At 72.0% G+C, this 18,552-nt stretch carries 23 protein-coding genes, 1 tRNA gene and 1 pseudogene; 7 read left to right on the forward strand and 18 right to left on the reverse strand.

The annotated features are described in order from the left end of the window. Positions 1–77: 77 nt before the first annotated feature. The gene (locus ACZ3ZE_RS21355) at positions 78–1,082 is read left to right on the forward strand and encodes a 1-aminocyclopropane-1-carboxylate deaminase/D-cysteine desulfhydrase (RefSeq protein WP_361168039.1); all 1,005 of its coding nucleotides are present in this window, start codon (positions 78–80) and stop codon (positions 1,080–1,082) included. A 100-nt stretch (positions 1,083–1,182) separates the two neighbouring features. Then, on the forward strand, positions 1,183–1,524 hold the full coding sequence (locus ACZ3ZE_RS21360) for a DoxX family protein (protein WP_361168036.1): 342 nt from the start codon (positions 1,183–1,185) through the stop codon (positions 1,522–1,524). 3 nt (positions 1,525–1,527) lie between these two features. Here ACZ3ZE_RS21360 and ACZ3ZE_RS21365 read toward each other — a convergent pair. Together ACZ3ZE_RS21365 and ACZ3ZE_RS21370 are read right to left on the reverse strand one after the other, a co-directional pair. Beyond that, positions 1,528–1,632 (reverse strand): annotated as a pseudogene (locus ACZ3ZE_RS21365) (DUF397 domain-containing protein); the annotation flags it as partial. Beyond that, a complete protein-coding gene (locus tag ACZ3ZE_RS21370; protein ID WP_467260146.1) occupies positions 1,601–2,548 on the reverse strand; it encodes a helix-turn-helix domain-containing protein in 948 nt (315 codons plus the stop codon). The pseudogene ACZ3ZE_RS21365 and the gene ACZ3ZE_RS21370, both read right to left, overlap by 32 nt. 127 nt (positions 2,549–2,675) lie before the next feature. On the opposite strand from ACZ3ZE_RS21370, the gene ACZ3ZE_RS21375 reads away from it, so the two are divergent. The 3 genes from ACZ3ZE_RS21375 to ACZ3ZE_RS21385 all read left to right on the forward strand — a co-directional run bounded on the left by ACZ3ZE_RS21375 (position 2,676) and on the right by ACZ3ZE_RS21385 (position 4,537). Continuing rightward, positions 2,676–3,047 (forward strand): hypothetical protein, encoded by a 372-nt coding sequence (locus ACZ3ZE_RS21375; protein ID WP_467260149.1) that lies wholly within the window; start codon positions 2,676–2,678, stop codon positions 3,045–3,047. 72 nt (positions 3,048–3,119) lie between these two features. After that, on the forward strand, positions 3,120–3,683 hold the full coding sequence (locus ACZ3ZE_RS21380; protein WP_361168030.1) for a TetR/AcrR family transcriptional regulator: 564 nt from the start codon (positions 3,120–3,122) through the stop codon (positions 3,681–3,683). After that, positions 3,680–4,537, forward strand: a complete 858-nt coding sequence (locus ACZ3ZE_RS21385) for an alpha/beta fold hydrolase (protein ID WP_363290565.1) — start codon at positions 3,680–3,682, stop codon at positions 4,535–4,537. Before ACZ3ZE_RS21380 ends, ACZ3ZE_RS21385 begins: the two co-directional genes overlap by 4 nt. On the opposite strand, the gene ACZ3ZE_RS21390 is transcribed toward ACZ3ZE_RS21385, so the two are convergent. The 9 genes from ACZ3ZE_RS21390 to ACZ3ZE_RS21430 all read right to left on the reverse strand — a co-directional run bounded on the left by ACZ3ZE_RS21390 (position 4,518) and on the right by ACZ3ZE_RS21430 (position 10,192). After that, entirely contained in the window at positions 4,518–5,303 is a 786-nt protein-coding gene (locus tag ACZ3ZE_RS21390) for a hypothetical protein (protein WP_442305676.1), read from the reverse strand. The two genes, ACZ3ZE_RS21385 and ACZ3ZE_RS21390, sit on opposite strands and share 20 nt — an antisense overlap. A 51-nt stretch (positions 5,304–5,354) precedes the next feature. Then, complete coding sequence (locus ACZ3ZE_RS21395; RefSeq protein ID WP_361168021.1) at positions 5,355–6,320, reverse strand: RNA polymerase sigma factor SigF; 966 nt, start codon at positions 6,318–6,320, stop codon at positions 5,355–5,357. A gap of 235 nt (positions 6,321–6,555) precedes the next feature. After that, complete coding sequence (locus tag ACZ3ZE_RS21400) at positions 6,556–7,401, reverse strand: RNA polymerase sigma factor SigF (RefSeq protein WP_329422433.1); 846 nt, start codon at positions 7,399–7,401, stop codon at positions 6,556–6,558. Positions 7,402–7,663: 262 nt separating this feature from the next. Beyond that, on the reverse strand, positions 7,664–7,963 hold the full coding sequence (locus ACZ3ZE_RS21405; protein ID WP_361168018.1) for a Dabb family protein: 300 nt from the start codon (positions 7,961–7,963) through the stop codon (positions 7,664–7,666). Positions 7,964–7,974: 11 nt separating this feature from the next. Then, positions 7,975–8,139, reverse strand: a complete 165-nt coding sequence (locus ACZ3ZE_RS21410) for a hypothetical protein (protein WP_361168015.1) — start codon at positions 8,137–8,139, stop codon at positions 7,975–7,977. Between the two features lie 413 nt (positions 8,140–8,552). Further along, positions 8,553–8,640 (reverse strand) — tRNA-Ser (locus tag ACZ3ZE_RS21415). 67 nt (positions 8,641–8,707) lie between these two features. Next, positions 8,708–9,136: a tRNA adenosine(34) deaminase TadA gene (tadA, locus tag ACZ3ZE_RS21420; protein ID WP_361169043.1), complete on the reverse strand. Its 429-nt coding sequence runs from the start codon at positions 9,134–9,136 to the stop codon at positions 8,708–8,710. 65 nt (positions 9,137–9,201) lie between these two features. After that, entirely contained in the window at positions 9,202–9,741 is a 540-nt protein-coding gene (locus ACZ3ZE_RS21425) for a tRNA adenosine deaminase-associated protein (RefSeq protein ID WP_361168012.1), read from the reverse strand. Positions 9,742–9,988: 247 nt separating this feature from the next. Beyond that, entirely contained in the window at positions 9,989–10,192 is a 204-nt protein-coding gene (locus tag ACZ3ZE_RS21430) for a hypothetical protein (RefSeq protein WP_361168009.1), read from the reverse strand. A gap of 93 nt (positions 10,193–10,285) precedes the next feature. On the opposite strand from ACZ3ZE_RS21430, the gene upp reads away from it, so the two are divergent. Then, on the forward strand, positions 10,286–10,921 hold the full coding sequence (upp, locus tag ACZ3ZE_RS21435) for a uracil phosphoribosyltransferase (protein ID WP_361168006.1): 636 nt from the start codon (positions 10,286–10,288) through the stop codon (positions 10,919–10,921). Positions 10,922–11,000: 79 nt separating this feature from the next. On the opposite strand, the gene ACZ3ZE_RS21440 is transcribed toward upp, so the two are convergent. Both ACZ3ZE_RS21440 and ACZ3ZE_RS21445 read right to left on the reverse strand, forming a co-directional pair. After that, positions 11,001–11,633, reverse strand: coding sequence for a LytR C-terminal domain-containing protein (locus tag ACZ3ZE_RS21440; protein WP_361168003.1), 633 nt, complete (start codon positions 11,631–11,633; stop codon positions 11,001–11,003). Between the two features lie 155 nt (positions 11,634–11,788). Continuing rightward, complete coding sequence (locus ACZ3ZE_RS21445; RefSeq protein WP_017240525.1) at positions 11,789–12,085, reverse strand: type II toxin-antitoxin system VapB family antitoxin; 297 nt, start codon at positions 12,083–12,085, stop codon at positions 11,789–11,791. A gap of 106 nt (positions 12,086–12,191) precedes the next feature. Here ACZ3ZE_RS21445 and ACZ3ZE_RS21450 point away from each other — a divergent pair, with 106 nt between their 5' ends. Continuing rightward, positions 12,192–13,805: a helicase HerA-like domain-containing protein gene (locus ACZ3ZE_RS21450; protein WP_361167998.1), complete on the forward strand. Its 1,614-nt coding sequence runs from the start codon at positions 12,192–12,194 to the stop codon at positions 13,803–13,805. 34 nt (positions 13,806–13,839) lie between these two features. Here the strand turns inward: ACZ3ZE_RS21450 and ACZ3ZE_RS21455 are convergent, their stop codons facing one another. The 5 genes from ACZ3ZE_RS21455 to ACZ3ZE_RS21475 all read right to left on the reverse strand — a co-directional run bounded on the left by ACZ3ZE_RS21455 (position 13,840) and on the right by ACZ3ZE_RS21475 (position 18,519). Then, positions 13,840–15,393 carry a M28 family metallopeptidase gene (locus ACZ3ZE_RS21455; RefSeq protein ID WP_467260152.1) on the reverse strand — a complete coding sequence of 518 codons (1,554 nt, stop codon included), beginning with the start codon at positions 15,391–15,393 and terminating at the stop codon, positions 13,840–13,842. Between the two features lie 115 nt (positions 15,394–15,508). After that, positions 15,509–16,156: an HhH-GPD-type base excision DNA repair protein gene (locus ACZ3ZE_RS21460; RefSeq protein ID WP_363290567.1), complete on the reverse strand. Its 648-nt coding sequence runs from the start codon at positions 16,154–16,156 to the stop codon at positions 15,509–15,511. Between the two features lie 41 nt (positions 16,157–16,197). Next, positions 16,198–17,190 (reverse strand): prolyl aminopeptidase, encoded by a 993-nt coding sequence (pip, locus tag ACZ3ZE_RS21465; protein ID WP_467260155.1) that lies wholly within the window; start codon positions 17,188–17,190, stop codon positions 16,198–16,200. 10 nt (positions 17,191–17,200) lie between these two features. Beyond that, positions 17,201–17,776, reverse strand: a complete 576-nt coding sequence (locus tag ACZ3ZE_RS21470) for an RBBP9/YdeN family alpha/beta hydrolase (RefSeq protein ID WP_361167986.1) — start codon at positions 17,774–17,776, stop codon at positions 17,201–17,203. A 95-nt stretch (positions 17,777–17,871) separates the two neighbouring features. Further along, entirely contained in the window at positions 17,872–18,519 is a 648-nt protein-coding gene (locus tag ACZ3ZE_RS21475) for a TetR/AcrR family transcriptional regulator (RefSeq protein WP_361167983.1), read from the reverse strand. Between the last annotated feature and the right edge of the window lie 33 nt (positions 18,520–18,552).

Consider the following 18,552-nt stretch of genomic DNA (forward strand, 5'->3'; position numbering starts at 1 on the left):
TCCGCCCGATCCCGATCCCGCCCCGATCCGCCCCGGCCCCTCCCCCTCAGGCCCCCTCTCCCCCTACCGTGGCCCGCATGACCAGCCGTCCGCCGCTGATCCACCGGCACTGGCCCGCCCTCGCCGACGCCCTGCCGTACCTGCCGCTCGGTGCCGGCCCCACCCCCGTACGGCCGCTCACCGGTCTCGGCCTGCGCACCCCGGTCTGGGTGAAGGACGAGAGCGGGTACGGCGACGGTGGCTGGGGCGGCAACAAGGTCCGGAAACTGGAGTGGCTCCTCCCGGACGCCCGCCGCCGAGGCGCCCGCACCCTCCTCAGCGTCGGCGGCCTCGGTACGAACTGGGGTCTCGCCGCCGCGCTCTACGGCCGCGAACAGGGCCTCGACGTCGCCCTCGCGCTGATCGACCACCCGGTCGACGACCACGTCCGGGCCCAGCTCGCCCGGCTGCGGGCCTCCGGCGCCACGCTGCACTTCCCGCACACCAAAACGCGGCTCGTCCTCTCGTTGCCCTGGCTGCTCGCCCGCCACAGCCACGGCCTCCGCCTCCCGTACGTCCTCCCGGCCGGCGGCTCGTCGGCGCTCGGGACGCTCGGCTACGTCGAGTGCGCGCTGGAACTGGCCGAGCAGGTGGCGGCGGGCGAGCTGCCCGAGCCCGGCTGGATCGTGACGGCGGTCGGGTCCGGCGGCACGACCGCCGGGCTCGCCCTCGGACTGCGGCTCGCCGGTCTGCGCACCAGGGTCCTGGGGATCGTCGTCAACGACACCCTGCGCCTCGACGCCCCACGGCTCGCGTCGCTGGCCGCCAGGACGCACCGGCTGCTGCGGGCACGCGGCGCGGAGCTGCCGCCCGTACGGCTCGACGCCGGGGACATCGTCACCGAGTACGGGTGGCTGGGCGCGGGTTACGCCCACCCCTCGGAGCCCGGTACGCGCGCCGCCCGGCGGGCGGAGGCGGAGTCCGCCCTGCCGCTGGAGCCGGTCTACACGGGCAAGGCCCTCGCGGCCCTCCTGGACCTGGACGCGGCGGGCCGTTTCGGGGCGGGCCCGGTGCTGTTCCTGAACACCTTCGGGCCGCGCTAGAAAAAAACTTCGGCAGCCCGGTCACACGTCCGTCGGGCGCGGTGTCAGAGGGACAGAGCGAGCGAGAAGCGCCCGCCACAGCCCCTCCGAGGAGCCCCGGATGTCCACCACCGCCATCGTCGTCACCGCCGTCGCCGCCTTCATGGCCGGGTTCTCGGGTGCCTCGATCTTCTTCAAGGCGAAGTTCACCGTCGAGCCGCTCGCCGAGTACGGCGTCCCGCGCGCCTGGTGGAACTGGCTGGGTGCCGCCAAGGCGGCGGGCGCGGTCGGTCTGCTCGTCGGCTACGCGATCCCCGCGATCGGGATCGCCGCCGCGATCGGCCTGGTCCTGTACTTCCTCGGCGCCGTGATCACGGTCCTCCGCGCCAAGGCGTACGGGCACGCGGTCTTCCCGCTCGTCTACATGGCCCCGGCGGTCGCCGTCCTGGCCCTGGCGGCGTGAAGGTCAGACGCTGCGGACGAACGAGTCCCACGCGGAACGCTCGAAGACGACAGCAGGGCCCTCAGGGGCCTTGCTGTCACGTACGGGGACGAGGCCGGGGAACCCGGGGGCGACTTCGAGGCAGTCTCCGCCGTCGTTGCCGCTGTAGCTGCTCTTGATCCACGTCGCCGTGCTGAGTTCGTGCCTCTGCATGCTGCTCGTACCCCTTAATGAACTCGCTGATCAGAGCGGCGGATTCGGTCGCCGACAGAATGTCCGCCCGGAGCACATCATAGGTCTGGAAGTGCCGCTCGAAGGCGGTTGGATCATCGAGGAAGTGGCCCTGGCCCAGGGACTCCGAGTAGACCCACTCCTCGCCTCCCGGCAGCCGGATCAGCGACATCGACGTCTTCGGGCGGACGAGCTGGGCCCGGTCGTACGGGTCGATCTGGATCACGATGTTGGGTCGACGTCCCACCTCCAGGAGGTGGGCGCACTGGTCGCGCATGACGGTGGGGTCACCCACCACGTTCCGCAGACAACTCTCGTCGAGGACCGCCATGAACAACGGTCCGTCCTCCGTGAGGAAGCGCTGCTGGCGGCTCAGTCGGGCTCGGACCCGTTCCTCCGCCTCGTCCGGGTCGGCGACCTGCGAGAGCAGGGCGTACGCGTACTCCGGCGTCTGCAGCAGGCCCGGCACCACCTGCACCTGGTACTGCCGCAGTGCCACGGCCTTCGCGTCCATCTCCGCTCTGCGCTCGAACCAGTCGGGATGCTGAACCTCCGGGTACCAGTCGATCCGCCCCCACAGCCGCAGTAACACCCCTCCCGTCCCCAGGATCTCGTCGCACGCTCGCGCGAACGTGTCCGTCGGCACCCGCTTCGCCGCCTCCACGCGGGCCACCTGCGAGCGGTCGCAGGGGATGAGGCGGGCCAGGGCCTCCTGGGTCAGGCCCGCTGACTCGCGGTAGTGGCGGAGGAGTTCGCCGAAGACCTCCGCAGTCGTGGCGGCGGTCTCGCTGGTCGGCAGGGTCCTCTTGGTCACTTCAACCTCCCTCGTGACAGCACTCCTTGGCACGCCGCAAGCGTTGTGGCCGCCTCTTCCATTGAGCAACGCTAAGGGCACAGAGAGTAGTCGCCCGATCGGGTGACCGTGAGGCGAGGAGTGCGGAATGGCAGGGCACGAGGAGTGCGGCGCGTACCTGTACGACCCGGCGGCGAGGAAGGTCGGCGAGTACCGGGGGCGGGCCGGGCCGTACGCCATGCTGCGGCCGCTCGGGGGTGGGCGGGAGTGGCAGGCCGATCCGGACCGGGTGCGGCCGGCGACGCCGGAGGAGCGGCTGAGCGCCGGGGTGCGGGCGGCCAACGCGCTGTCGACGGCCTCGTACGGGCTGAGCCGTCCGCCCGTGCCGGTCCCGCACTGTGTGGAGTGCGCCGAGCTGGCCGGCTCGCGGACGGCGGCCCGCGCCCGGTTCGACTGGAGTGCCGAGACCGACGCGAACGTGCTGTTGCGGCGGCATCTCCAGGCGGGCCATCCCGAGTGACCGTAATTCCCTCCACACCCCTTCCTAGGGGTGCTAGCTTTCAACCTAGAGCCCCTAGGAAGGATTCCGCGCATGGTCCGCGCCGGCATCACCGTCGACCGTCTCGTCCAGGCCGCCGCCGAGCTGGCCGACACCGACGGCCTCGACAAGGTCACCGTCTCCACCCTCGCCCGCCGCTTCGGCGTCAAGGACGCGAGTCTCTACTCGCACATCAAGAACCTCCGCGACCTGCGCGTCCGCCTCGCCCTCCTCGCCTCCGGCGAGATGAACGAGGCCATCGGGGCCGCCGTCGCCGGGCGCTCCGGCAAGGACGCGCTCGTGGCCTTCGCCGACGCCTACCGCGCCTACGCGCTGGCCCACCCCGGCCGGTACGCCGCCACCCAGCAGCGGATCGAGCCGGAGGAGATCGGCGACCCCGCCGTCCTGCTCCGTGCCGTCGAGCTGACGTACGGGATGCTGCGCGGCTACGGGCTCGCCGAGCCCGACCTCACCGACGCCGGGCGCCTGCTGCGCGCCACCTTCCACGGCTACATCCATCTGGAGCTGAGCGGCGGATTCCACGCCTCCCGGCCCGTCGCCGACTCCTGGGCGCGCTCGCTCGACGCCCTGCACACCACCCTGGAGAGCTGGTCATGAAGCCTGTCGTGAAGCCCGCCCTCAGCACCGCCGTCCTGCCTGTCCCCGGCGCCACCCTCCGGTACGAGACGCGCGGCGCCGGCCCCGTGCTCCTGCTCATACCCGGTGGCGCGGGTGACGCCGGCCTGTACGAGGGGATGGCGGACCTGCTCGCGGGCGCCGGGTTCACGGTCGTCTCCTACGACCAGCGCGGGCTCTCCCGCAGCCCGCTCGACGGGCCGGTCGCCGACCAGCGGGTCGAGGTGTGGGCCGAGGATGCCCGCGCGGTCCTCGACGCGGTCGTGCCGGACGGCGAAGCCGCGTACGTCTACGGCAGCAGCTCCGGCGCGATCGTCGCCCTCGCCCTGCTCGCCGCCCACCCGGGCCGCCTGCGCCGGGTCGTCGCCCACGAGCCGCCCCTGGTGGAACTGCTCGCCGACCCCGGCCCGTACCGCGCCCACTTCGCCGAGGTGCGTGAGCTGCACCGTACGCGGGGGCTCGGCCCGGCGATGGCCCGGTTCGCGGAGACGCCCGACGGGCGGAGGCCGCCGCAGGGCGAGAGCCATGCCGAACTGCCCGAGTCCATCCGCCCGATGGCCTCCCGCATGGCCGCCAACATGCCCGTCTTCCTGGAGCACGTCCTGTGCCCCTTCTCCTCCTCCGAGCCGGATCTGGACGGGCTGCGCGCCGCCGCCGGGAAGCTGGTCCTGGGGGTCGGCCGGGAGTCGGACGGTCAGGAGGCGCTGGTCGGTCCGGCCCGGCGGATCGCCGAGCTGACGGGGGCCGCCGTGGTGGCGTTCCCGGGCGGGCACCTCGGGTGCGTCGAGCATCCGGAGGAGTTCGCCGAGGTGCTGCTCACTGCCATGAGGCCGTGACGGTCCGGGTGTCCACGCGCATGCCGAGCGGCACCCGCCAGGACTCCACGCACACCGTGTAGGTCCTGGTGCGGGTCTCCCCGGCCGCGATCGGGGCCGGCAGGGGCTGGCTGGAGCCGATGGTGGCCCAGTCGACGCCGAGGGCGCCGATGATGTGCGTCGCGAAGGTGACCGTGCCCGAACGGGCCGCCGTCCCACCGGTGTTGCGGAAGGTGACCGTCACGTTCTCGCACCAGCGCTTGTCCGTGTCGGCGAGCGTGGGCGCGGAGAGGGTGAGTGCGGCGGGGGCGGGTGGGGTCGTGGCGGGGCCGCCGGGGCTCGTGGGCTTCGTGCCTGGGACGCCTGGAGTGCCCGGAGTGCCCGGCGCTGAAGGGGAGGGCTTGGGGGCGGGCGTCCCGGGGCGGGTCGTCGCCGGTGTTCCGCCGGTACGGGTCGGGGGCGGCGCCGTGGCCGTACGCGGGCCTCCCGGGGAGCCGGGGTCTTCCGGAGTCGTACCGCCCGGGTTCCCTCCCCCCGCACCGCCCGTGCCGTCCCCCGGGCGTGGCGACGGGGACGACGTGCTGGAGGTGTCCCCGGTGCCGCCCGGGTCCAGGGGGACGAGCGTCACCGATCCGCTCGGTGGGACCGCGCCCTTGGGGGAGGAGCCGGCGCCGACCGCCGCGTACCCCTCGTTGTCGTCGCCCGATCCGCAGGCGGTGAGCGCTCCGCCGAGGCAGAGCGCGACCACCACGAGTCCGGGACGCTTCCTTCGCCACGAGCTCAGCATGAGCGCCAGTGTGACTGACGGTGTGTCAGCAAGGAAGCAGAACGACCGAGTTCAGTCCGCGATCAGGCCCTCGCGCAGCTGCGCCAGCGTGCGGGTGAGGAGGCGGGAGACGTGCATCTGGGAGATGCCGACCTCTTCGCCGATCTGCGACTGGGTCATGTTCGCGAAGAAGCGGAGCATGATGATCTGCCGCTCGCGGGGCGGGAGTTTGGCGAGCAGCGGCTTCAGCGACTCGCGGTACTCGACGCCCTCCAGGGCCGTGTCCTCGTAGCCGAGGCGGTCCGCGAGGGAGCCCTCGCCGCCGTCGTCCTCGGGGGACGGGGAGTCGAGCGAGGAGGCCGTGTACGCGTTGCCGACTGCGAGGCCGTCGACGACGTCCTCCTCCGACACCCCGAGCACCGCCGCGAGTTCGGGCACGGTGGGGGAGCGGTCCAGCTTCTGCGCGAGCTCGTCGCTGGCCTTGGTGAGCGCGAGGCGGAGCTCCTGGAGGCGGCGCGGGACGCGGACCGACCAGGAGGTGTCGCGGAAGAAGCGCTTGATCTCGCCCACGACGGTCGGCATGGCGAAGGTCGGGAACTCCACGCCCCGTTCGCAGTCGAAGCGGTCGATCGCCTTGATCAGGCCGATGGTGCCGACCTGGACGATGTCCTCCATGGGCTCGTTGCGGGAGCGGAAGCGGGCCGCCGCGTACCGCACGAGGGGGAGGTTGAGCTCGATGAGGGTGTCGCGGACGTAGGTCCGGTCCGGGCTGTCCGCGGCGACGCCGGCGTCGTCCAGGGCGCGCAGCCGCAGGAACAGGGAGCGCGAGAGGGTGCGGGTGTCGAGGGCCTCGGGCGCGACGGCCGGCGGGGCGACGAGGGGCTCGTCGGGCGCGGTCGCCGTGTCCGCGGCGTTCGGCGCCGTCGTCTGGGCGGGCAGGCCCGTCGGCGGGGCCGTCGGCACGGAGACGGGCGTCTGCACGGACGCGGGCATGGGCGTGAGCGTGAGCACCTTCGAGCTGCCCTGTTCTGCGGACATGCCACCCCCTTGAGGTCGCGGACGGTCGTGGTGGCCACGACCAACTGAGGAACGCAGCCTCCACCTGAATACCGGAGGCGGGGCCGCGGCAAACTCGGTTTCTGCAGAATGTCACATGTCGGCAACACGCTGTAGTGACTTGTCGACACAACGGGGTCGAATATCCGCAGGAAACAAGGGGTGTGCGGCATTTGGGGTGCCGAAAAACTGCTCTGAAAGGGTCTACCCGTCTCAGCTACGCTTCGATCCGATTTGCGGATCTCAACCGGGCGAAGCTGCGGGCGAGGAGCCTTGACACGTGCATCTGCGAGACCCCGAGCTCCTGGCTGATCTGGGACTGCGTCAGGTTGCTGTAGTAACGCAGCATCAGGATCCGCTGCTCGCGCTCGGGCAGCTGGACGAGCAGGTGGCGTACGAGGTCGCGGTGTTCGACGCCGGCGAGCGCCGGGTCCTCGTAGCCGAGCCGGTCGAGCAGGCCGGGCAGGCCGTCGCCCTCCTGGGCCGCCTCCAGGGACGTCGCGTGGTAGGAGCGGCCGGCCTCGATGCAGGCCAGCACCTCGTCCTCGCCGATCTTGAGGCGTTCGGCGATCTCGGCGGTGGTGGGGGAGCGGCCGTGGGCCGTCGTCAGGTCCTCGGTGGCGCCGTTGACCTGGACCCACAGCTCGTGGAGCCGGCGGGGCACGTGGACGGTGCGCACGTTGTCGCGGAAGTAGCGCTTGATCTCGCCGACGACGGTCGGCATCGCGAAGGTCGGGAACTGCACGCCCCGGTCGGGGTCGAAGCGGTCGATGGCGTTGATCAGGCCGATCGTGCCGACCTGGACGACATCCTCCATGGGCTCGTTGCGGCTGCGGAAGCGGGCGGCGGCGTACCGCACGAGGGGCAGGTTGGCCTCGATCAGGGCGCCGCGCACGCGGTGGTGCTCGGGGGTGCCCGGCTCCAGGTTCTTGAGCTGCCCGAAGAGCACCTGGGTCAGGGCGCGGGTGTCGGCGCCCCGGGTGCTCTGGGGGCGGGGGCGCGGGGTCTCGGGCGCCCCGGCCTCGTTCTGGGGCGGGACTTGAGGCGCTGCACTGGCCGGCACGTTCACGCCACCCCTTCATGTCAACTTCGGTCGACTCATCCGTCAAAAGCGGTCATAGCATCACAAGACATGTCCACTGTGTGCAAGCACCGTATAACCACGTGTTGAGGGCAAGTTGAGCGGGTAAAACTTCGGGCCCCCCGCCGAAGGTCGGCGGGGGGCCCGGAAGAAGTCAGGGGTGGAGCGGGTGGAGCGAGGGGGGAGCGAGGGGGGAGCGAGGGGGAGTGGGGCGAGGCGAGCCGGTACGGGGCTCGGCCGGGGCTCAGCCCTCGAACGGGTAGTCGGCGATCACCCAGGTCGCGAACTCGCGCCACTGGGCCACGCCCGCCTGGTGCGCCGGGTGCTCCAGGTAGCGCTTGAGCGCGTCCGCGTCCTCGACGGCCGAGTTGATGGCGAAGTCGTACGCGATCGGGCGGTCCGAGATGTTCCAGTCGCACTCCCAGAAGCGCAGCTCCGGGATCTGGGAGCCGAGGGCACGGAAGGCCTCGACGCCCGCCACCACGCGGGGCTCGTCGCGCTGCACGCCGTCGTTGAGCTTGAAGAGGACCAGATGGCGGATCACGGGCGGTACTCCTAGTTGACGAGCTCGGTCATGAACTGGCCGACGCCTTGAGCGGCGCTCGATATGCCTTCGAACCCTACCTGGACGAGATCCGCCGCCCGGGCCGGGGACGTGATGATCGTGTACAGCACGAAAATCATGACCGCATAGAGAGCGATCTTCTTCGCCTGCGCCATTGCTCCGCCCTCCCCTGGCCCCGCCTCCGCCGCGCGGTCGCCGAGTCTAGCCCAGGGCTTCCTCACGGGTCCTTTATGGACCAAGGGCCCTGCGATCGGGGCCTTTTGCCGCCTGCCGGAGGGGTGACGGAGGAGCAGTATTGATCTCGAGCCCGGCGGATCTGGCAGGAATGCGCAGGGCTTGAGGAACCGGCCCTCACTGCGGGGTCCGCGCCGCGAGCTTCCCCCCTGACTGCGGCGCAGGACTTGCAGGACCGGTTCTCATCGGGGGGAGCGGCTTGTCCCCCCGATGCCGCTCCCCCCGTCCTAAGCCTTCGTCAGCCCCTTGGTGATTGTCATGGGCATGGCTACCCGAGGGGGGCGTGGTGACCGCATGAAAAAACCTCCCCCAGCCGAAGCTGGGAGAGGTTCTCTGGCGGTAGCGGAGGGATTTGAACCCTCGGTGAGTTTCCCCACACTCGCTTTCGAGGCGAGCTCCTTCGGCCGCTCGGACACGCTACCGAGAGAGAGCTTAGCCCAAAGGCGCCCGTGGATGAAATCCGTATGTCTCCGCAGGTGGGTGGCGGCCTCAGCGGTCCCGGAAGAAGGCCGTCAGCTGACCGGAGCACTCCGCCTCCAGCACCCCCTGGACGACCTCGGGGCGGTGGTTGAGCCGCCGGTCGCGCACGAGGTCCCAGAGCGAGCCGGTCGCGCCGGCCTTCTCGTCCCAGGCGCCGAAGACCACCCGTTCGACCCGCGCCTGGACGAGTGCGCCCGCGCACATCACGCACGGCTCCAGGGTCACCACGAGCGTGCAGCCGGTCAGCCGCCACTCGCCGGTCGCCGCCGCCGCCCGCCGCAGGGCCAGCACCTCGGCGTGGGCCGTCGGGTCGCCGGTCGCCTCACGCTCGTTGTGGCCGAGGGCGAGGACCGTGCCGTCCGGGGACAGCACGACCGCGCCGACCGGTACGTCACCGGCCAGCGCGGCCTTGTCCGCCTCGGCGAGGGCCTGCCGCATCGGATCCCGCCAGGGGTCCCGTACGGGATCGGGGCCCACGCCGGGGCCTGGTACTGCCAGGGGCACTAGCGCACGGCCTCCAGGACGGCGGAGGCGCCGAGGGCGTCCGCGATCTCCCCGAGGGCGTCGCTGTCGAGGGCGAGCAGCTCCCGCTCGGAGATGCCCAGGTCGGCCAGGATGTGCCGGTCGCCGACGGGGGCGGCGGGCACGCCGCCCGTCTCCTCGTCGTCCTCGCCGTCCTCGGCGGCGGAGGCGTCGAGGGGCTCGCCGTCCTCCGTACCGTCCAGGTCCAGCGCGTCCAGGTCGGTGTCGGCGTCGCGCGGGTCGTCGCCGAGGACCTCCGAGGTGAGGATCTCCCCGTACGAGGAGCGGGCCGCCGCGGCCGCGTTCGAGACGAAGACCCGGGGGTCGTCCTCGCCGTCGACGCGGACGACGCCGAACCACGCGTCCTCCTGCTCGATGAACACGATCACCGTCTCGCTGTCGTCCGCCGCGGCCTCACGGGCCAGATCGGCGATGTCCGACAGGGTCTCCACGTTGTCGAGATCGGTATCGCTCGCTTCCCACCCGTCTTCGGTGCGCGCGAGCAGTGCGGCGAAGTACACCTGACTCTCCCACTGATCAGAGGTGTGATGATCCGGCGGCGCGCTCCTGATGCCCCGCCCAATCGGCATCGTGGCAGAAACGGAGGCCTCAGGAGAGGTCTTCGGCTCTTGCGTCGTGCATCAGTCTGAACGACACCGCGATCGGGCGGGCGTGCGACCCCGGCGCACACGGGGGGCGCACGGCAGGCGGGTCAGCGGCGCTTCACCCGCACGTCACCGGGGCGGCCGTCGGCGGGTCACCGGCGCGTCACCAGCGGAAGGTCCGCATGCGCATGGCCTGCCGCATCCGGGCCGCCCGGGCGCGCCGGGGCTGGACGCGGTCGCGCAGCGCCTTGGCCTCGTTCAGTTCGCGCAGGAACTGGGCGCGGCGTCTGCGGCGCTCCGCGTCGGTCTCCGGGCGGCGCTCCTCGTCGGGAGCCGGTCCGCCGGGCTTGCCTTCCAGGTCGGGCATGGGCCACACCACCCCAGGACTTGGGTCCGGTACCTGTGTCCCCACCTTCCCTCCACGGCGTGGTTCGACGCCACTCCCGGCTACTGTGGAGGCATGCGTCTCCACGTCGTCGATCACCCGCTGGTCGCTCACAAGCTCACCACGCTGCGCGACAAGCGCACGGACTCCCCGACCTTCCGCCGGCTCGCCGACGAGCTGGTCACGCTGCTCGCCTACGAGGCGACCAGGGACGTGCGCACCGAGCAGGTCGACATCGAGACCCCCGTCACGCCGACGACCGGTGTGAAGCTGTCGTACCCGCGTCCGCTGGTGGTCCCGATCCTGCGGGCCGGCCTGGGCATGCTCGACGGCATGGTGCGGCTGCTCCCGACGGCCGAGGTGGGCTTCCTCGGCATGATCCGCAACGAGGAGACGCTGGAGGCGTCCACGTACGCCTCGCGCATGCCGGAGGACCTGTCCGGCCGCCAGGTGTACGTCCTGGACCCGATGCTCGCGACCGGCGGCACGCTGGTGGCGGCGATCCAGGAGCTCATCAAGCGCGGCGCCGACGACGTGACCGCGGTCGTGCTGCTCGCCGCCCCGGAGGGCGTGGCGGTCATGGAGCGCGAGCTGGCGGGCACGCCGGTGACCGTCGTGACGGCCTCGGTCGACGAGCGCCTCAACGAGAGCGGCTACATCGTCCCGGGCCTGGGCGACGCGGGCGACCGCATGTACGGGTCCGCCGACTAGTTCGCGAGCTCGCCGGCCAGTCCGCGAACTCGCCGCGGACCGGCCGGTCGCCGGACCGCCCGGCGGACCGGCCCGGCGGCTAGCAGTGTCCGGGCAGGGGCTGCTTGGGCTTGTTCAGGGCCACGAGCGCCGCGTCCGCGGCGGCCTTCGGGTCGAGGTTCTTGAAGGCCGTGCCGATGATCAGGTCGACGTCCGCCGTGGTGCGGGCGTCGACCTTTGTCGTGGCGCCCTTCAGCTGGGTGCCGAGCACGGAGAAGCTGCCCTTGGTGGCGGCGGGGGCGCCGAGCAGTATCCCGGAGCCGGGGACCTTCTTGTCGTACGGGGCCGGGGCGTTGCCCACCTTGCCGATGGCGAAGCCGCGCTTCTTCAGCTCGTCCGCGGTCGTCTTGGCGAGCCCGGCGCGCGGGGTCGCGTTGTAGACGTTGACCGTGATCTGGCCGGGCTTGGGCAGGGCGGTGGCGGGCTGTGCGCTCGCCTTGGCGACGGGCTTGCAGTCGGCCTGCTTCCCGGCGGCCGTGGTGGTCTTCCCGTCGCCGCCGGTGAAGACCTCGACCAGCTGCAGCGTGCCCCAGCCCGCCGCACCGAGCACGAGCGCTCCGGCCGCGGCCGTGAGGATGATCCTGCGCCGGCGGTGGGGGCGCCGCATGCGCGGGTAGACATCGCCCGTGATGCGGTACTTTCCGCCCATTCCGGGGGGAGTGAGCATGCTCATGGACGCAGCGTAATGCCGCCCGTGGGCGATGCCTACTGGATGATCATGTGATCGCGTCCGGATGGGGGTGAAGAGGCCCCGAAAGGATCAGCCGGGAGGGCGGTCCGAGGCGTCGGCGGGCGGCCGACGGGATGGCGTCGGCGGGCGGCCGACGGTCAGTCCATCTCCAGCACGCGCGCGTGCAGCACCTGGCGCTGCTGGAGCGCGGCGCGGACCGCGCGGTGCAGGCCGTCCTCCAGGTAGAGGTCGCCCCGCCACTTCACGACGTGCGCGAAGAGGTCGCCGTAGAAGGTCGAGTCCTCGGCCAGGAGGGTCTCCAGGTCCAGCTGGCCCTTGGTCGTCACCAGCTGATCGAGGCGGACCGGGCGCGGGGCGACGTCCGCCCACTGCCGGGTGCTTTCCCGGCCGTGGTCGGGATACGGCTTTCCGTTACCGATGCGCTTGAAGATCACACGGAAAGCCTACCGGGCGACCGGCTCCCGGCGCAGCCACGCAGGCCCGGTGCGATGCTGGGACAAACCGGGATCAAGCCGTACGCACACGGGACAGGGGTCCGCCATGAGTGTGAGCGACCAGCCGTCGACAGGCTCCACGGCGCAGCCGGGCGCCGAGCCCTGGGCGCCGATCGCCGCCGGGTACGCCTTCGACGGAGCGGCACTCGAACTGGGGGCCCTGCTCTGGGACGGGCGGTGTCACCCGGACGCGCGCATCCGCATCCCGCTGCCCATGCTCAACCGGCACGGCCTGGTGGCCGGCGCGACCGGCACCGGCAAGACGAAGACGCTCCAGCTGATCGCCGAGCAGCTGTCCGCGAACGGCGTGCCCGTCTTCCTCGCCGACATCAAGGGCGACGTGTCGGGTGTCGCCGCGCCCGGCGTGGACGGCGAGAAGGTCCGCGAGCGGGCCGCGCAGGTCGGGCAGGAGTGGACGGCGACGGGCTTCCCCTGCGAGTTCTACGGCCTCGGCGGCACCGGCGCCGGCATCCCGGTGCGGGCCACCGTGACCAGCTTCGGTCCGGTGCTGCTCTCCAAGGTGCTCCAGCTCAACCAGACGCAGGAGCAGTCGCTCGGCCTGATCTTCCACTACGCCGACAGCAAGGGCCTGGAGCTGGTCGACCTGAAGGACCTGCGGGCGGTGGTCGCCTTCCTCGTGTCCGACGTGGGCAAGGCCGAACTGAAGGGGATCGGCGGTCTTTCGACGGTGACGGCCGGGGTGATCCTGCGCTCGATCACGGCGTTCGAGCAGCAGGGCGCGGGCGGTTTCTTCGGGGAGCCGGAGTTCGACACGAGCGAGTTCCTGCGCACGGCGGCGGACGGGCGCGGTGTGGTCTCCGTACTGGAGCTGCCGGCGGTGCAGGACAAGCCGCAGCTGTTCTCGACGTTCCTGATGTGGCTGCTCGCGGACCTGTACGGCGATCTGCCGGAGGTCGGCGACGTCGACAAGCCGAAGCTGGTGTTCTTCTTCGACGAGGCGCATCTGCTGTTCAACGGGGCCTCGAAGGCGTTCCTGGAGTCGATCACGCAGACCGTGCGGCTGATCCGTTCCAAGGGCGTCGGGGTGTTCTTCGTGACGCAGACCCCGAAGGACGTGCCCGCGGACGTGCTCGCCCAGCTGGGCAACCGGGTGCAGCACGCGCTGCGGGCGTTCACGCCGGACGACGCGAAGGCGCTCAAGGCGACGGTGCGGACCTTCCCCAACTCGCCGTACGACCTGGAGGAGGTGCTGACCGGGCTCGGCACGGGCGAGGCCGTGATCACCGTACTGAGCGAGAAGGGCGCCCCGACCCCGGTGGCGGCGACCCGGCTGCGGGCGCCGCAGTCGCTGATGGGCCCGGTTCCGGCGGCCGACCTGGAGGCGGCGGTGAAGGGCTCGCCGCTGTACGGGCGGTACGCGGAGGCCGTGGACCGCGAGTCGGCGTACGAGAAGCTGACGGCCGAGCAGCGGGAGGCGGAGGAGGCGGCGCTGCGGGCGGCGGCGGAGAAGGAGGCCGCCACGGACGCGGAGAGGGACGCGAAGGGAGCAGCGAGGGCTCCTCGCAGTAAGGAGGAGCCCTCGCTCGCCGAACAGGTCGTCGGCAGTGGGATCTTCAAGTCCCTCGCGCGGTCGGTCGGGACCCAGCTGGGCCGGGAGATCTCCCGTTCGCTCTTCGGGACGGCACGCAGGAAGCGGTAGCGCCGCTGCGAGCGGCGGCGCCGGGCGGGGGTGACTACTCGGTGGCCTCGTCGTGGTCGGCGTGCAGGCCGCCGCCGCTGCCCGCGTCGCCGGTGGTCGGGACGGAGACGACCGGGCGCTTCAGGGAGCTGATGTCGTGGGCGTAGGTGCCCACGGCGTTGGCGATGACGTCGATGTTGACGTCGAAGGCCGTCATGTTGATGTTCGAGAGGTCGTCGCCCTTGGCGTGGTAGTTCACGTCGTACGCGACGCCCGCCTGGCCGCCGAACTTCGCGGCCTGGCCCGCGGTCTTGATGCCCTCGGCGCCGGTGAAGGTGCCGCCGGAGGCGATGCCGGCGTCGACGAACGGGCCGTAGTCGGAGCGGCCGGTGAAGTCGGTGCCCTCGTGCGGGGTCCCGCGCCCGTCGAGGAAGTCGTTGATGTCGCGCTCCAGCTGGGCGGAGCCCTCAGGGCCCGCGCCCGAGCCGACGCCGTCGGAGTCGTCGCCGTCGTAGACGAACAGCCCGTAGTTCGGCGAGGCGATCATGTCGAAGTTCAGGTAGAGCTTGATCTCCTTCTTGCCGAGCTCGCTGAGGTTGGCGACGTAGTGCTCGGAGCCGAGCAGGCCGTTCTCCTCGGCGGACCACCAGGCGAAGCGGACCTTGTTGCGGACCTTGTCCTTGGACTTGGCGAGCTCCAGGGCGGTCTGGAGGAGGCCGGCGGAGCCGGAGCCGTTGTCGTTGATGCCGGGGCCCGCGGTGACGGAGTCGAGGTGCGAGCCGAGGACCACGGTGTTGGCGGCGTTGCCGCCGACGGTCTCCGCGATGACGTTGTTGGTGGAACGCTTCTCCTGGAGCTGGCGGATCTCGAAGGAGAGGTTCACCGGGCCCTTGGCGAGGTCGGCGACGAGCGCCTCGCCCTCGGCCTTGGTGATGCCGCCGGCCGGGGCCCCGACGGTGCTCGGCGCGCCGAGGGTGCCGGAGAGGACGCCGTCGGTGTTGTTGTAGATGATCGCGCCGACGGCACCGGCGGCGCCCGCGTTCTGCTGCTTGACGGCGAAGGCGCAGCCGCCGCGCTTGATGAGCGCGATCTTGCCGGTGAAGGCGCCGGTGGCGAAGTCGCCCGGCTCGCAGCCGGTGGTGCCGTCCGCGTCGACCGGGACCGCGGCGAGCGCGGCCTTCACGCCGCCGACCGGGGTCGACTTCGTGTAGGTCATCGCCTTGATGTCGAGGTCGCGGGCGGTGGGGGTGAGGACGGAGGCCTTCTCGGCGAGCGTCTGGGTGTAGATGAAGTCGAACTTCTGGTACGTGACGGCGTAGCCGGCCTTCTTCAGCTGCGTGTACACGTACGCGGCGGAGGCGTCGTGGCCGAGGGTGCCGGCGGCGCGGTTGCCGCCGGCCGAGTCGGCTATCGCCTGGAACTTCTGGAGGTGCTTGTAGGCGTCCTGCGCGGACGTCTCACGGACCAGCTTCCTCGCCAGCTTGGCGGCGTCGCGGGCGGCCGCGGCCCCGGGGTCGGGGGTGGCGGTGGCGGGCGCGGCGAGCACCAGCGGGGTGGCGAGTGCGGCAGCGGCCAGAACGGCGGCGGCTCTGCGCTGGGTTGCGTTCACAGAAGTCCTTCCCGGTTCGTACGAGGTGGAAGGGAAGTTAGCGATGTGTGGTGGATTTTGTGAACACATCTGGCTCAATTCCTGTCAGGTTGAACAGGATTGAAATCTGGAGTTATCAATTCCGGGGCGTTTTGCTGGATTTGGGGGAGGCGCTTGTGTCACTCGCCGCGGCCGCCTTGGTGGCCTTGGCCGCCTTGGCCGCCGCCTTCATCTCCTGCTTGTGGGCACGCACCTTCGCCAGCGACTCCGGCCCGGTGATGTCGGCGGCCGAGCGGTAGCAGCTCGCCTCGCCGTACGCGCCCGCCGCCTCCCGCCAGCCCTGGGGGCGCACGTCGTACCGCTTGCCGAGCAGGGCCAGGAAGATCCGCGCCTTCTGCTCGCCGAACCCGGGCAGCGCCTTGAGCCGGGCGAACAGCTCCGCCCCGGTCGCCGCGTCCCGCCAGACGGCCTCGGCGTCGCCGCCGTACTCGTCGACGAGGAACCGGCACAGCTGCTGGATCCGCTTGGCCATGGAGCCCGGGTAGCGGTGCACGGCCGGCTTCTCGGAGAGCAGCGCGGCGAAGGCCTCCGGGTCCTGGGCGGCGATCTCGTGCGCGTCCAGGTCGTCGTGGCCCATCCGGGTCGCGATCGTGTACGGGCCGGAGAACGCCCACTCCATCGGCACCTGCTGGTCGAGCAGCATGCCGACGAGCGCGGCGAGCGGGGAGCGGCCGAGCAGCTCGTCGGCCTCCGGCTGCTGGGCGAGGTGGATCTCGGGGCTCATGACCGGATCATCGCGCCGTCGCTCCCCGCCCGCGCGGTGGGTCACCCCTTCGCGAAGCGTTCGAGGGCGGTGAGCAGGTGCGTACGGGTCTCCTCGCCGCCCATGTGCCCGGCGTTCTCCACGACGTGCAGCTCGGCGTCCGGCCAGGCGCGGGCCAGCTCCCAGGCGGTGGCGAGCGGCCCGGCCATGTCGAGCCGACCGTGCACCAGGACGCCGGGGATGCCGGCCAGCCGGTGCGCGCCCCTGAGCAGGGCGCCCTCGTCCAGGAAGGCGCCGTGCGCGAAGTAGTGGGAGCAGATCCGCACGAAGGCGAGCCGGGTGGCGTCGACCCGGTCGGTGTACGGGGTGCCCTGGCCCTCCATCGACAGGACGGCGTCCTCCCAGGCGCACCAGTCGGCGGCGGCCTTCTCCCGTACGGCGGGGTCGGGGTGGTTCATCAGGGCGGCGTAGGCGCGGACGAGAGCGGCGGAGGTGGCGGCCGTGCCCGCTTCCCCCGCCTCGTCTGCCCCTCCCGCCGCGCCCGCGCCCGCTCCCGCGCGGAAGCGGTCGTGGGCCTCGGGGAAGAAGCGGCCGGCGCCCTCGTACAGCCAGGCGATCTCGGAGCGGCGGGTGGTGGTGACGGCGGCGATGACGATCTCGCTCACGCGCTCCGGGTGGGCCTGCGCGTAGGCCAGGATCAGGGTGGAGCCCCAGGAGCCGCCGTACAGGAGCCAGCGGTCGACGCCGAGGTGGATCCGGAGCCGTTCCATGTCGGCGACCAGGTGGGCGGTGGTGTTGACCGCCAGGTCGGCGGCCGGGTCGCTCGCGTGCGGGGTGGAGCGCCCGCAGCCGCGCTGGTCGAACTGGACGATCCGGTACCGCTCGGGGTCGAAGAGGCGCCGCGCGCCGGGCGAGGACCCGGAGCCCGGCCCGCCGTGCACGACGAGCGCGGGCTTGCCTTCCGGGTTGCCGGCGACGGACCAGTGGACGTGGTTGCCGTCGCCGACGTCGAGGAGGCCTTCGGCGTACGGGGGGATGTCGTCGTGGAGGCGCATCCGCCCGACGTTAGCGGTTGGGGCCCACCCGCACCGACGGGTTTTCGCACCACTCCAGGACCGAGGGCCAGGCCCCGTACCCCGAGTCCGGGGTCAGATGCGCCCCGTCGGGCACCTCGTCCATGGCGAGGCCGAGCGGGGTGCCGTAGTGCGTGGCGGCGCCCTCGGGGCAGTACGGGTCGGCGGCCGCCCAGACGAGCCGGGCGGGCGCCTTCAGGTGGACGGCGCCGAGGTCGAGCCCGTCGGCGAAGCCGGCGATCTCCGGGAGGGAGGCGGTGACGCCGGGGGAGGGCGGCGCGACGAGGAGGACCCGGTCCGCGTCCGGCACCCGCCCGGCCGCCGCGGCCCGCAGCCACAGCAGCACGCCCAGGCTGTGCGCGACGACCACGAACTCTCCCTCGGCGGGACGCCGGCCGTGCTCCTCCAGGGCGTCCAGCCACTCGGCGAGCACCGGCGCGTCCGGCTCGGGCAGCTGCGGGTAGCGCACCTCGTGCCCGCGCTCGCGCAGCGCGCCGGCCAGCCAGTGGTGCCAGTGGCCGGGTGGGCGGTGGTTCTGGTAGCCGTGCAGGATCAGATACGTCGTCATGGCGCCGATCGTGCGTCCTGGGCGCGCGATCGGTCCACCGGCGTCCAGGGGGCGGATCGCCGGAGCGGTCCGGGCGCCGTGCCGGCGGGCCGGGCTCAGTGCGGGACGGGGCTCTGCAGCCGTATCAACTGGCGCATGCCCGCCTTGAGTTCACCGGCGGAGAGCTCCTTGTCCACCGAGAGGTGGTGGATCAGGCTCGGCGAGAACGGTGCGAGCAGCAGGTGCGCGAGCAGCGCGGCGTTGAACTCGGGGCGGGCCTGGCCGATCAGCAGCGTCAGGTGCAGGTGCATGGCGAGGTAGGCGCCGTTGCCGTAGCGGGCCACGGGCCCGGCGGTCTGGGCGGCGAGCAGGATCTCGCGCTGCTCGACGGAGCGGTCGACGAGCGCGTCGAGGAAGGCGTCGAGCCGTTCGTCGGCGGGGGCGCCGGGGCCGAGCGGCGGCGGGCCGTTCAGATACGCCTCCTGGAACTGCCGCTCGCGGTCGTCGAGGAGCGCGAGGAGCAGCTGGGCGACGTCGCCGAAGCGGCGGTAGACGGTGCCGACGCCTATACAGCTGGCGTGGGCGACCTGGTTCATGGTGACGGCTTCGGGGCCGTCCTCGGCGACGATCCGGGCGGCGGCGTCGAGGATCTTGCGCCGGTTCCGGGCGGCGTCGGCGCGCTCCGGCGGCGGGCCTCCTGCGATCGGCAGCAGGTTGAGCATCGGCGCTGACCCGTCTCTGGCCTGCGGATTCTTCGTGCTCATCTGCGACTGCCTCCCTTGTGGCGCACTTCCCCC

The organism is Streptomyces sp. NPDC023157 (genome assembly GCF_055560575.1).